This window comes from Streptomyces sp. NBC_01408 (genome assembly GCF_026340255.1).
Lineage (GTDB): Bacteria > Actinomycetota > Actinomycetes > Streptomycetales > Streptomycetaceae > Streptomyces.
This window is the reverse complement of sequence record NZ_JAPEPJ010000001.1, coordinates 3,456,942-3,469,182: the sequence shown is the minus strand read 5'-3', so window position 1 is coordinate 3,469,182 and position 12,241 is coordinate 3,456,942. Positions and strand designations below refer to the sequence as shown.

Annotated in this window: 15 protein-coding genes; 2 read left to right on the top strand and 13 right to left on the bottom strand. The window is 72.2% G+C overall.

The window, feature by feature from the left end:
* Positions 1–35: 35 nt before the first annotated feature.
* The 9 genes from trpA to hisI all read right to left on the bottom strand — a co-directional run bounded on the left by trpA (position 36) and on the right by hisI (position 7,066).
* Positions 36–869, bottom strand: a complete 834-nt coding sequence (gene trpA / locus OG447_RS15785) for a tryptophan synthase subunit alpha (protein ID WP_266937148.1) — start codon at positions 867–869, stop codon at positions 36–38.
* Positions 866–2,107, bottom strand: a complete 1,242-nt coding sequence (gene trpB, locus OG447_RS15780; RefSeq protein ID WP_266937147.1) for a tryptophan synthase subunit beta — start codon at positions 2,105–2,107, stop codon at positions 866–868. Before trpB ends, trpA begins: the two co-directional genes overlap by 4 nt.
* A gap of 201 nt (positions 2,108–2,308) precedes the next feature.
* On the bottom strand, positions 2,309–2,518 hold the full coding sequence (trpM, locus tag OG447_RS15775) for a tryptophan biosynthesis modulator TrpM (protein WP_266937146.1): 210 nt from the start codon (positions 2,516–2,518) through the stop codon (positions 2,309–2,311).
* A gap of 9 nt (positions 2,519–2,527) precedes the next feature.
* Complete coding sequence (trpC, locus tag OG447_RS15770) at positions 2,528–3,337, bottom strand: indole-3-glycerol phosphate synthase TrpC (protein WP_031148320.1); 810 nt, start codon at positions 3,335–3,337, stop codon at positions 2,528–2,530.
* Positions 3,338–3,509: 172 nt separating this feature from the next.
* Positions 3,510–4,079, bottom strand: coding sequence for a DUF2752 domain-containing protein (locus tag OG447_RS15765; protein WP_266937145.1), 570 nt, complete (start codon positions 4,077–4,079; stop codon positions 3,510–3,512).
* Between the two features lie 65 nt (positions 4,080–4,144).
* Entirely contained in the window at positions 4,145–4,396 is a 252-nt protein-coding gene (locus tag OG447_RS15760; RefSeq protein ID WP_266937144.1) for an HGxxPAAW family protein, read from the bottom strand.
* Positions 4,397–4,507: 111 nt separating this feature from the next.
* On the bottom strand, positions 4,508–5,167 hold the full coding sequence (locus OG447_RS15755) for a TIGR02234 family membrane protein (protein WP_266937142.1): 660 nt from the start codon (positions 5,165–5,167) through the stop codon (positions 4,508–4,510).
* Between the two features lie 23 nt (positions 5,168–5,190).
* Complete coding sequence (locus OG447_RS15750) at positions 5,191–6,681, bottom strand: anthranilate synthase component I (protein ID WP_266937141.1); 1,491 nt, start codon at positions 6,679–6,681, stop codon at positions 5,191–5,193.
* Between the two features lie 16 nt (positions 6,682–6,697).
* Entirely contained in the window at positions 6,698–7,066 is a 369-nt protein-coding gene (gene hisI / locus OG447_RS15745; protein ID WP_266937140.1) for a phosphoribosyl-AMP cyclohydrolase, read from the bottom strand.
* 92 nt (positions 7,067–7,158) lie between these two features.
* Between hisI and OG447_RS15740 the strand changes: the two genes are divergently transcribed.
* A complete protein-coding gene (locus tag OG447_RS15740; protein WP_266937139.1) occupies positions 7,159–7,791 on the top strand; it encodes a TIGR03085 family metal-binding protein in 633 nt (210 codons plus the stop codon).
* 563 nt (positions 7,792–8,354) lie between these two features.
* On the opposite strand, the gene hisF is transcribed toward OG447_RS15740, so the two are convergent.
* From hisF to hisH, 4 genes are read right to left on the bottom strand one after another with little or no spacing between them, the layout of a single operon-like run.
* Entirely contained in the window at positions 8,355–9,110 is a 756-nt protein-coding gene (gene hisF / locus OG447_RS15735) for an imidazole glycerol phosphate synthase subunit HisF (protein WP_266937138.1), read from the bottom strand.
* Positions 9,107–9,490 carry a RidA family protein gene (locus tag OG447_RS15730; protein ID WP_266937137.1) on the bottom strand — a complete coding sequence of 128 codons (384 nt, stop codon included), beginning with the start codon at positions 9,488–9,490 and terminating at the stop codon, positions 9,107–9,109. The genes hisF and OG447_RS15730 overlap by 4 nt, the downstream gene beginning before the upstream one ends.
* Positions 9,487–10,215 (bottom strand): bifunctional 1-(5-phosphoribosyl)-5-((5-phosphoribosylamino)methylideneamino)imidazole-4-carboxamide isomerase/phosphoribosylanthranilate isomerase PriA, encoded by a 729-nt coding sequence (priA, locus tag OG447_RS15725; protein ID WP_266937136.1) that lies wholly within the window; start codon positions 10,213–10,215, stop codon positions 9,487–9,489. The genes OG447_RS15730 and priA overlap by 4 nt, the downstream gene beginning before the upstream one ends.
* Positions 10,215–10,874: an imidazole glycerol phosphate synthase subunit HisH gene (gene hisH / locus OG447_RS15720; protein WP_266937135.1), complete on the bottom strand. Its 660-nt coding sequence runs from the start codon at positions 10,872–10,874 to the stop codon at positions 10,215–10,217. The genes priA and hisH overlap by 1 nt, the downstream gene beginning before the upstream one ends.
* Positions 10,875–11,019: 145 nt before the next feature.
* On the opposite strand from hisH, the gene OG447_RS15715 reads away from it, so the two are divergent.
* Positions 11,020–12,237 (top strand): RNA-guided endonuclease TnpB family protein, encoded by a 1,218-nt coding sequence (locus OG447_RS15715; protein ID WP_266937134.1) that lies wholly within the window; start codon positions 11,020–11,022, stop codon positions 12,235–12,237.
* Positions 12,238–12,241 lie beyond the last annotated feature (4 nt).

Genomic DNA, 12,241 nt, shown 5'->3' with positions numbered 1-12,241 from the left:
CGGGCTACAGAACCCGCCCGGCGAACCCCTGTGCGTCAGCTCCTGCGTACGCCTTCCGCAAGCTCGCCCGCCAGGTCCCGCACGGCGGCCAGCCCGGCGGGCAGGTCCGGCGCGTCCAGCAGCAGCTTCACGAAGGCCGAGCCGACGATCACTCCGTCGGCGAAGCCGGCCACTTCCTTGGCCTGTGCGGCGTTGGACACGCCCAGGCCGACGCAGACGGGGAGCCCGCCGCGGGCGCCGGGGGTGGCACGGGTGCGCTCCACCAGGTCCTGGGCCTGGTTGCCGACCGACTCGCGGGTGCCGGTGACACCCATCAGGGAGGCGGCGTAGACGAAGCCGGAACCGGCCGCCGTGATGGTGGCCAGACGCTCGTCCTTGCTGCTGGGAGCCACGACGAAGACGGTCGCCAGACCGTGCTTCTCCGCGTGCTCGCGCCACAGCGCGGACTCCTGGACCGGCAGGTCGGGCAGGATGCAGCCGGCGCCGCCCGCCTCGGCCAGCTCGGAGGCGAACCGCTCCACGCCGTAGCGGTCGATGGGGTTCCAGTACGTCATCACCAGGACCGGGGCGCCGGTCGCCGCGTGGGCCTCGCGCACGGTGCGCAGCACGTCGGCGATCTTGACTCCGCCGCGCAGGGCGATGTCGTCGGCGGTCTGGATGATCGCGCCGTCCAGGACCGGGTCGCTGTGCGGGAGGCCGATCTCGACCACGTCCGCACCGCCCGCGATGACGGCCTTGACGGCCTCGATGGCCCCGTCCACGGTCGGGAAGCCGGCCGGGAGGTAGGCGACCAGGGCGGCGCGGTTCTCGGACTTGGCCTTCGCGAGGGTGTCGCTCAGCAGCTGGATGTTGCCGGTGCCCGTGCTCACTTGCTCTCCCCTTCGGCGTCGTACAGCCCGAAGTAGCGGGCCGCCGTGTCCATGTCCTTGTCGCCGCGGCCGGACAGGTTGACCACGATCAGCCCGTCCTTGCCCAGCTCCTTGCCCAGGTCGAGGGCGCCCGCGAGGGCGTGTGCCGACTCGATGGCCGGAATGATGCCCTCGGTACGGGAGAGCAGGCGCAGGGCCTGCATCGCGGCGTCGTCGGTCACCGCGCGGTACTCGCCGCGGCCGGAGTCCTTGAGGTAGGAGTGCTCGGGGCCGATGCCCGGGTAGTCCAGACCGGCCGAGATCGAGTAGGGCTCGGTGATCTGGCCCTCCTCGTCCTGGAGGACGTACGAGCGGGAGCCGTGCAGGATCCCGGGCTCGCCCGCGGTCAGCGTGGCCGCGTGCTCGCCGCTCTCGACGCCGTGCCCGGCGGGCTCGAAGCCGACCAGGCGGACGTCGGCGTCGGGGATGAAGGCGTGGAAGAGGCCGATGGCGTTGGAGCCGCCGCCGACGCAGGCCGCGACGGCGTCGGGCAGCCGGCCGGCGCGCTCCAGGATCTGGCGGCGGGCCTCGACGCCGATGACCCGGTGGAAGTCGCGGACCATGGCCGGGAAGGGGTGCGGACCGGCGACCGTGCCGAAGAGGTAGTGGGTCTGGTCCACGTTGGCGACCCAGTCGCGGAACGCCTCGTTGATGGCGTCCTTGAGGGTCCGGGAGCCGGACTTCACCGCGATGACCTCGGCGCCCAGCATGCGCATCCGGGCCACGTTCAGGGCCTGGCGCTGGGTGTCGATCTCGCCCATGTAGATGGTGCAGTCGAGGCCGAAGAGCGCGCAGGCGGTGGCGGTGGCGACGCCGTGCTGGCCGGCCCCGGTCTCGGCGATGACGCGGGTCTTGCCCATGCGCTTGGTGAGCAGCGCCTGGCCCAGCACGTTGTTGATCTTGTGCGAGCCGGTGTGGTTGAGGTCCTCGCGCTTGAGGAAGATCCGAGCGCCGCCGGCGTGCTCGGCGAACCGGGGCACCTCGGTGAGGGCGCTGGGCCGGCCCGTGTAGTTGACCATCAGGTCGTTCAGCTCGGCCGCGAAGGCCGGATCGACCTTGGCCTTCTCGTACTCGACGGCGACCTCGTCCACGGCGGCGACGAGCGCCTCCGGGATGAACTTGCCGCCGAACTCGCCGAAGTAGCCCTCGGCGTTCGGGACGTGACCCTCCGGGTCCGGAATGAAGAACTCACTGGACATGCCCAGTACTCCTACGGTGCGTGGTGCGGCGGGGGTTTTCACCGTATTGCGCCGCCCGCCCGCGGCGCGCACACCCCGCTGGGGCATGCGTGCGACGGTACGGGGCGGCCCGCGCCCGGAGCCGGCGGCCCGGGGCGACAGGCCGTACGGGAGCACCCGCGGCCGCCCTGCTTCCGGGCAGGGGCCGCGTGGCGTTCCTCGTTACAGCGCGTCTCCGCGGCGCCATCGCATGCCGTTGACCTGACCGGGCTCGGAGCCGATCACGTACCGGACCCGCCGCCCGTGCACGCGCCGGGCCGGGGCGCGGCAGCCGCGAGGGCGGCAGCCGCGCGCCAGGGGCGCGTGGACCGTCGGCACGGCGGCCGGGCCGGAGCCCGGTCGGGTGCGGACGGAGAAGCGGTCGTGGGCCATGGGGACGGGTCAGCTCCGCCCGTGGCGCAGGGCGGGGTGGGCGCCGGCGGCGACGAGGTCGGCCACGGCCGACTTCGGGTCACGGCCGGTGACCAGGGACTCGCCTACGAGGACGGCGTCGGCGCCTTCGTTGGCGTAGGCGATCAGGTCGTGCGGCCCGCGGATGCCGGACTCGGCGACCTTGACGATGTGGGCGGGGATCTCCGGGACGACGCGCTCGAAGGTGGAGCGGTCGACCTTGAGGTCCTTGAGGTTGCGGGCGTTGACGCCGATGATCTTGGCACCGGCGGCGACCGCGCGCTCCACCTCTTCCTCGTCGTGGACCTCGACGAGCGGGGTCAGGCCGATGGACTCGGCCCGCTCGATGAGGGAGACGAGGGCTTCCTGCTCCAGGGCCGCGACGATCAGCAGCGCGAGGTCGGCACCGTAGGCACGGGCCTCCCACAGCTGGTACGCGGTGACGATGAAGTCCTTGCGCAGGATCGGGATGTCCACGCGGGCGCGGACGGCCTCCAGGTCGGCCAGCGAGCCGCCGAAACGACGCTGCTCGGTGAGGACGGAGATGACCGCCGCACCGCCCGCCTCGTAGTCAGCGGCGAGCCCGGCCGGATCCGCGATCGCGGCCAGCGCGCCCTTGGACGGGCTGGAACGCTTGACCTCGCAGATCACCTTGACGCTGTCGCCGCGCAGAGCAGCGACGCCGTCCTTGGCCTGGGGCGCCTTGGCGGCACGCTCCTTGAGCTCGTCGAGGCTCACGCGGGCCTGCCGTTCGGCAAGGTCTTCGCGGACCCCTTCGATGATCTCGTCGAGCACACTCACGCGAGCGGCCCCCTTCCGGGTCGATGACGGTCGGCCGCCTTGCAGACACGTACAACTGCAAGGTCAGCAATCAAATGGTATCCGCAGGAGGCCTTGCTCTCCGCACGCGGTTGACGCCGTCCCAGTAACTGGACATTCGGAATCAGGGCTTCATATGGCCTGCTGACAGGGCTCAGGGCGCCAGCGCGGAGCCGAAAGAAAGATTTCGGATCACGGCGAAAACCAGGGCCGCGGCGCCGATCCCCCACCAGTACGGCGGCTTCAGGACGATCCTCGGTACAGGACCGCCGCGGGCCGCCCGGAACAGCCACAGGGCCATGAATCCCGCGAAGACGAAATAGCCGACGACGGCCAGGGCATTTGCCCCGGAAGCGGTGAGCAGATCGCCGTGGGCGAACGCGTGCGCGCTGCGCAGGCCGCCGCAGCCGGGGCACAGGATCCCGGTCAGCCGCAGCAGCGGGCAGACCGGGTAGTGGCCGGGCTCGTTCGGGTCCACGGCGCCCACGTACCCGAAGGCGGCGACGGCCCCGGCCAGGACCAGCACCGGCGCGGCCAGCCGCCGGGCCCGGCTCCGTACGGGGCCGGCCGCGGGCACAACGGGGGCCGGCGGCAGGCCGGGCGACGGCACGGCCGGGACCGGCGCCGGGCCCGGTGACGGCACGCCGGGGGCCGGCGCGGGGCCGGGGGACGGCGCGGCGTCGGGGGTGCGGGAGGCGTCCACCCGCTGATTCTCTCCGGTCATGACAAAAGGCGCAGCCCGACGGGGCCGCGCCTTTCGGCTGCGCCGGATCCGCCTCGGCCGGGCACTCAGACCTTGGCGGGGACCTTGTTCGCGGCGATGACCTCGGCGAGGTCCGTGTAGGTGGCCTTCGGCGCACCCATGCCGGCGGCCTTCATCGCCATGCCGACGACACCACCGAGCACGACGACACCGAGACCGAGCCAGAAGCCGAGCTGGTTAGCCAGCACCATGAAGGCACCCGAGATGCAGAAACCGACGAAGGCGATGATGACACCGGTCCAGGCGGCCGCGGTGTGTCCGTGTGATGTGCCCGCCATGAGTTGCTCCTTGTTGCTCTGTCTGCTGTGTCTGGTGTGTCGAACGCTCGGTGCTCATTGTCCCGTACCGGGCGTGGTCGCCGTCCACGGGGGTCCGGTCGGCGCACGGGGTCAGCGGGTCGGGTCCTCGCCGCGGTCCAGAGCCTTCCACAGATCTTCCGGACGTTCCGGATCCACCGCCGCGGCCGCGCGTCTGCGGGGGCTCCCGTCACGCTCGTAGCGGCCCCCCATCGCGGGCCAGCCGCGCCCGAAGAACAGGGCCAGCAGGCCGGCCGCGAGGATCAGGGCCCCGCCGGCGGCCGTGACGTACGGCCACGCCGTGTGGGTCAGCCCCGCCACCTGGGCGGCGGTGTCCGCGGTCGTACGGGCGGCTTCCGCGTCCAGGGCCCGCCGGTCGCCGGCGGCGAAGACGGCGGCCAGCGCCGCGCCCAGCCCGCTCAGCGCGAGGAGCCCGGAGACCAGCAGCCGGCCCTTGCCGCGTACGGCGAACACGGCCACCAGCGCGGCGAGGCCCACGATGGCCAGCGCGGCGGGCAGCCCGGTGACGGCCCGCCCGTCCGCGGTCAGCGGCAGCGCACCGCCCCCCACGGCGGCGGTGCCCCGGGCCCAGACCCGGCCGGACGCGAGCAGGACGACGGTCGCGCCGAGCGCGCCGAGCAGCAGGGCGATCGCCACGCTGCGGCGGCTGCCGCGGCTGTCGGAGGCGGCGGGAGCCTGCGGGCCCTCGGGCTCGGAGGCTCCATCGTTTCGGGGCGGGGGTACGGCGCTCACGTACCCCACTATCCCCTACGCCCTCACGCGCCGTGGAGGCGGTTGGCCGCTCCCACCGCGCGCAGTACGGCGGCGGCCTTGTTGCGGCACTCCTGGTCCTCCAGCTCGGGCACCGAGTCGGCGACGACCCCCGCCCCGGCCTGCACGTACGCCGTCCCGTCGCGCAGCAGCGCCGTGCGGATGGCGATGGCCGTGTCGGAGTCCCCGGCGAAGTCCAGGTACCCCACGCAGCCGCCGTACAGGCCGCGGCGGGTGGGCTCCAGCTCCTCGATGATCTGCATGGCCCGGGGCTTCGGCGCGCCGGAGAGGGTGCCGGCGGGGAAACAGGCGGTCAGCACGTCGAAGGCGGTCTTGCCCTCGGCGACCCGGCCGGTGACGGTCGAGACGATGTGCATGACGTGCGAGTACCGCTCGATGTTCATGAAGTCGACGACCTCGACGGAGCCCGGCTCGCAGACCCGGCCGAGGTCGTTGCGGCCTAGGTCGACGAGCATCAGGTGCTCGGCGCGCTCCTTGGGGTCGGCCAGCAGCTCCTCGGCGAGGTCGTGGTCCTCCTGCGGGGTGGCGCCGCGGTGCCGGGTGCCGGCGATCGGGTGGACCATGGCCCGCCCGTCCTCCACCTTGACCAGGGCCTCGGGGCTGGAGCCGACGACGTCGAAGCCGTTCTCGAAGCGGAAGAGGTACATGTACGGGGACGGGTTGGTGGCCCGCAGCACCCGGTAGACGTCGAGCGCGGAGGCCTGGCAGGGGGTCTCGAACCGCTGCGAGGGCACCACCTGGAAGGCCTCGCCGGCCCGGATCCGCTCCTTGATGTCCACGACCGCGGCCTGGTACTCCGCGCCGCCCCAGAGCGCCGAGAACTGCGGCAGCTCGGAGGCGGGCAGCGGGGCGGGCACGTACGGGGCGGGCCGCGCGAGGTCGGCCTCCATCGCGTCGAGGCGGGCGAGGGCGTCCGCGTAGGCCTCGTCGACCCCGGAGTCCAGGTCGTTGTGGTTGATCGCGTTGGCGATGAGCTGGACCGTGCCGTCCCAGTGGTCCAGAACCGCCAGGTCGGAGGTGAGGAGCATGGTCAGCTCGGGCAGTTCGAGGTCGTCGGCGGTGTGCTCGCCGATGCGTTCCAGGCGCCGCACGATGTCGTAGCCGAGGTAGCCGACCATGCCGCCGGTGAAGGGGGGCATGCCCCCCGCGAGGTCGCGGGGGGTGTGCAGGGCCTCGACGGTGGCGCGCAGCGCGTCCAGCGGGTCGCCGTCGGTGGGGACGCCCACGGGCGGGGTGCCGATCCAGTGCGCCTGGCCGTCGCGGACGGTCAGGGTGGAGTCGCTGCGCACCCCGATGAAGGAGTAGCGGGACCAGGAGCGGCCGTTCTCGGCCGACTCCAGCAGGAAGGTGCCGGGGCGTTCGCCGGCCAGCTTGCGGTAGAGCCCCACGGGGGTGTCGCCGTCGGCCAGCAGCTTGCGGCTCACGGGAACGACCCGGCGGTCGACCGCGAGCTTGCGGAACGTATCGAGATCCATGTGCGTGGGACCCTACTCAGTCGGCGTCGCGGAAGAGGACATCGGCGTCGAAGCAGGTGCGGGCGCCGGTGTGGCAGGCGGCCCCGACCTGGTCGACCTTGACGAGCACGGTGTCCGCGTCGCAGTCCAGCGCGACGGACTTCACGTGCTGGAAGTGGCCGGAAGTGTCCCCCTTCACCCAGTACTCCTGGCGGCTGCGCGACCAGTACGTGCAGCGTCCGGTGGTCAGGGTGCGGTGCAGGGCCTCGTCGTCCATCCAGCCGAGCATGAGCACCTCACCGGTGTCGTACTGCTGGGCGATGGCCGGTACCAGGCCGTCGGCGGAGCGCTTGAGGCGCGCGGCAATGGCGGGATCGAGACTGCCGGGGCGGGGGGACGTACTCATGCGGCCATTGTGCCGGGCCGTCAGGCCGGATACGGATCACTGTCCGCCTGATGAGCAGGCGCGCGGCGGGTTCCGGCCGTAGGCTTTCGCGCATGTCTACCCATGCGAAGCGTGAACGCCTGCTGCTGGCGGACCTGTTGGAGGCGGCGGGCCCGGAGGCGCCGACGCTGTGCGACGGCTGGACCTGCCGGGAACTGGCGGCGCACGTCGTGGTCCGGGAGCGGCGGCCGGACGCGGCGGGCGGGCTGCTGCTGAACGTGCTGAAGGCACGGCTGGACAAGGCGATGGAGGAGTACACGGCCAAGCCGTACGAGGAACTCATCCAGTTGATCCGGACCGGGCCGCCGAAGCTGTCGGTGTACGCGCTCAAGCAGATCGACGAGGTCGCGAACGCGGTGGAGTTCTTCGTCCACGGGGAAGACGTCCGGCGGGCCCAGCCCGACTGGTCCCCGCGCGAGCTGGACCCGGTGTTCTCGGACTCCCTGTGGTCCCGCCTGGAGAAGATGGCCCGCCTGACCGGCCGCCGCTCCCCGGTGGGCCTGGTGCTGCGCCGGCCGGACGGGCAGACGGCGGTGGCGCACAAGGGGTCGCCGGTGGTGACGGTGACGGGCGAGCCGGGGGAGCTGACGCTGTTCTGCTTCGGCCGCCAGGACGCTGCCGCTGTGGCGCTCGACGGGGAGAAGGACGCCGTCGCCGCGCTGACCGCGGCCCGCCTGGGTATCTGACCCGGTGGCCGAGGCCGTCTGCACGGGGCTCCGCCCCGGACCCCGCGCCTCAAACGCCGGCGGGGCTGGATTCGGCCTCGTGGCGGGTGTGCGGGCCGGGGTCCCTCCGGAGCGTCTCCTCGGCTCGCGCACTGAGCCCCGGCTACGAAAGCAAAGCCCAGGTTGCGCGCTCGTCCTGCGGGGACCCTCCTACGGGCCCCCACCCCGCACACGCCCCGGCGGAGAGGAACGGAGCCTGGGTGGAGGAGCCCCACCCAGGCCACACCCCGCTCCCCGACCCCACCCGCCCTTCGGAGCCCAGGCAAGCTCCAGCCCCGCCGGCGTTTGAGGCGCGGGGTCCGGGGCGGAGCCCCGAGCAGCGGAGCCGCAGACGACACGCCGAGCCAAGCAACCCCGCAGGGGACACGGCGAGCCGAGGAGACACCCCGGAGGGGCACCGCTCCCCGACCCACCCGGAGCCAAGGCAAAATCCCAGCCCCGCCGGCGTTTGAGGCGCGGGGTCCGGGGCGGAGCCCCGTGCAGACGGCCTCGGCCACCGGGTCAGATGCCCAGGCGGGCCGGCGTCAGCGAACCGGGTGGCCCGCCTCCCGGAGGACGTTCTTGACCTCGGAGATCCGCAGGTCGCCGAAGTGGAACACCGAGGCCGCCAGCACCGCGTCGGCGCCCGCCGCGATCGCCGGCGGGAAGTGCGCGAGCGTGCCCGCGCCGCCCGAGGCGATCACCGGGACCGTGACGTGCTTGCGCACGGCCGCGATCATCTCGGTGTCGTAGCCGTCCTTCGTGCCGTCGGCGTCCATCGAGTTCAGCAGGATCTCCCCGGCGCCCAGCTCGGCCGCCCGGTGGGCCCACTCGACAGCGTCGATGCCGGTGCCCCGGCGGCCGCCGTGCGTGGTGACCTCGAAGGAGCCGGTGGCCGTGCGGCGCGCGTCGACGGACAGCACGAGGACCTGCCGGCCGAAGCGTTCCGCGATCTCCTGGATGAGCTCGGGGCGGGCGATGGCGGCCGTGTTCACGCCCACCTTGTCCGCGCCGGCCCGCAGCAGCTTGTCCACGTCGTCCGCGGCGCGGACGCCGCCGCCCACGGTCAGCGGGATGAAGACCTGCTCGGCGGTCCGCCGCACCACGTCATACGTGGTTTCGCGGTTGCCGGAGGACGCGGTGATGTCGAGGAAGGTCAGCTCGTCGGCGCCCTCGGCGTCGTACAGCTTGGCCATCTCCACCGGGTCACCGGCGTCGCGCAGGTTCTGGAAGTTGACTCCCTTGACGACCCGGCCGTTGTCCACGTCCAGGCAGGGGATCACGCGTACGGCGAGGGTCATGCCGCACCTCCGTACGCCTCGACCTCGACCTCGACGACCATGCTGGGGTCGACGAAACCGGAGACGATGATCATGGATGCGGCGGGGCGGACCGCGTCGAACAGCTCCTTGTGGGCGCGGCCCACCTCCTCCACGTCCCGGGCGTGGGTGAGGTACATCCGGGTGCGGACCACGTGCTCGGGACCGAGACCGGCCTGGGCGAGCGCCTTGAAGGCGACGCCGAAGGCGCCGACGGCCTGGTCGTACGGGCCGTTGGCGTCGGCCGCGGTGCAGCCGGAGACCAGGACGAGGCCGTTCGGGAGCTGCACGGCGCGTGAGTAGCCGATGACGTCCTCGTAGGCGCCACCGGACGAGATGCGGCGTACTTCGTCGGAGCTCATGCGGAGACCGCCTTCAGGGCTTCTTCCAGGGTGAAGGCCTTGGCGTACAGGGCCTTGCCGACGATCGCGCCCTCGACGCCCAGCGGCACCAGCCCGGACAGGTCGCGCAGGTCGTCGAGGGAGGAGATGCCGCCGGAGGCGACGACGGGCCGGTCGGTGGCGGCGCACACGTTCCGCAGCAGTTCGAGGTTGGGGCCGGTGAGCGTGCCGTCCTTGCCGATGTCGGTGACGACGTACCGGGCGCAGCCCTCGGAGTCCAGGCGGGCGAGGGTCTCGTAGAGGTCGCCGCCCTCGCTGGTCCAGCCGCGGCCCTTGAGGGTGGTGCCGCGGACGTCGAGGCCGATGGCGATCTTGTCGCCGTGCTCGGCGATGGCCTTGGCGGCCCACTCGGGGGTCTCCAGGGCGGCGGTGCCGAGGTTGACGCGGGTGCAGCCGGTGGCGAGGGCCGCGGCGAGCGAGGCGTCGTCGCGGATGCCGCCGGACAGCTCGACCTTGATGTCCATGGCGCCGGTGATCTCGGCGACGAGGGCGCGGTTGTCCCCGGTGCCGAAGGCGGCGTCGAGGTCGACGAGGTGCAGCCATTCGGCACCGGCGCGCTGCCAGGCGAGGGCCGCCTCCAGCGGGGAGCCGTAGGAGGTCTCGCTGCCGGACACGCCGTGCACGAGGCGGACGGCCTGTCCGTCGCGGACGTCGACCGCGGGGAGGAGCTCGAGCGTCTTGCTCATCAGAGGGTCTCGATCCAGTTGGTGAGGAGCTGGGCGCCGGCGTCGCCGGACTTCTCGGGGTGGAACTGGGTGGCCCACAGGGCCCCGTTCTCCACCGCCGCGACGAAGCGCTCGCCGTGGGTGGCCCAGGTGACCTTGGGGGCGCGGATCAGCGGGTTGGTGACCTCCAGGCTCCACTCGCGTGCCGCGTAGGAGTGCACGAAGTAGAACCGGGCGTCGGCGTCCAGGCCGGCGAAGGCCTGGCTGTCGGCCGGGGACTCGACGGTGTTCCAGCCCATGTGGGGGACGATCGGGGCCCTGAGCGGGCCGACCGTGCCGGGCCACTCGTCCAGGCCCTCGGTCTCGACGCCGTGCTCGATGCCGCGCTCGAAGAGGATCTGCATGCCGACGCAGATGCCCATGACCGGGCGGCCGCCGGAGAGCCGACGGCCGATGATCCAGTCACCGCGGGCGTCCTTGAGCCCCTGCATGCAGGCGGAGAAGGCGCCGACACCGGGGACGAGGAGTCCGTCGGCGTCCATGGCCTTGTCGTAGTCGCGGGTGATCTCGACGTCCGCGCCGACGCGCGCGAGGGCGCGCTCGGCGGAGCGGACGTTGCCGAAGCCGTAGTCGAAGACCACGACCTTCTTTGTCGGTCTGGCGGGACTAGCAGCGCTCATCCCAACCTCCTTGCGTGAAAACTCCCGGCTTCAGCCGGGTAGGGAACGCGTCCACGGCTCGGGACCGCGCCCAGGCGCGGTGCCGCTGCGTGAAGCCGTGACCTGTACTTGTGTTCGGATCGTGACCGCCCCTAGCGTCCGGGGCGTGGGAACTTCTTCTCTGGTGAAGCGGGCGTTCAAGTACCGCTTCTATCCGACCGACGCGCAGGCAGCCGAGCTGTCGCGGACGTTCGGGTGTGTACGGAAGGTCTACAACCTGGCCCTGGCCGCCCGCGCGGATGCTTGGACCCGCCAGGAGCGTATGGGGTACGGACAGACGTCGGCGCTGCTCACGACGTGGAAGCGGACCAAGGAGCTGGCGTACCTGGCCGAGGTCTCCTCGGTGCCGTTGCAGCAGGCACTGCGGCATCTTCAGAGTGCGTTCGCGGGGTTCTGGGGAAAGCGGGCGAAGTACCCCCGCTTCAAGTCGAAGCGGAAGTCCCGGGCCTCGGCCGAGTACACGCGCAGTGCGTTCCGCTACGCCGACGGTCACCTGACGCTCGCGAAGATGGCCGAGCCATTGGACATCGTGTGGTCGCGCCCCCTCCCGGCCGGGGCGGCACCGAGCACCGTGACGGTCTCCCGGGACAGTGCCGGGCGCTGGTTCGTGTCCCTGCTGTGCGAGGACACCCCTGCCCCGATGCCCGCCACCACGAACGCGGTGGGCATCGACGCCGGACTGACCGTACTGGTCACCCTCTCCACCGGCGAGAAGATCCCCAATCCCCGGCATGAGCGCAGGGACCGCGACCGGCTGGCGCGTGCGCAAAGGGCGCTGGCCCGGAAGGAAAAGGGCAGCAAGAACCGAGCCAAGGCCCGCACCCGCGTGGCCAGGATCCACACCCTCATTGCCGATCGCCGCCGGGATCACCTGCACAAACTGACGACTCGACTCGTGCGCGAAAACCAAACGCTCGTGATCGAGGACCTCACCGTCAAGAACTTGCTGAGGAATCACACGCTCGCCCGGGCCGTCTGCGATGCGGGCTGGCGTGAGCTGCGCTCCATGCTGGAGTACAAGACGGCCTGGTACGGACGCGTGCTGGTCACCACCGACCGGTGGTTCCCCAGCACACGCCTGTGCTCGGCCTGCGGGACCGTGGCCGGCGCGATGCCACTGCACGTCCGCGAGTGGACGTGCGAGAACTGCGGGACGACCCACGACCGGGACGGGAACGCCGCGATCAATCTTCTGGCCGCCGGGCTGGCGGTCGCTGCCTGTGGAGCGGATGTAAGACCTCATCGGGAGTCCTCCTCTCGGTCGGGGCGGTCCGTGGTGAAGCAGGAAACCCCACCCGTGAGGGTGGGACTTCCCTCCCGCTAGGGAG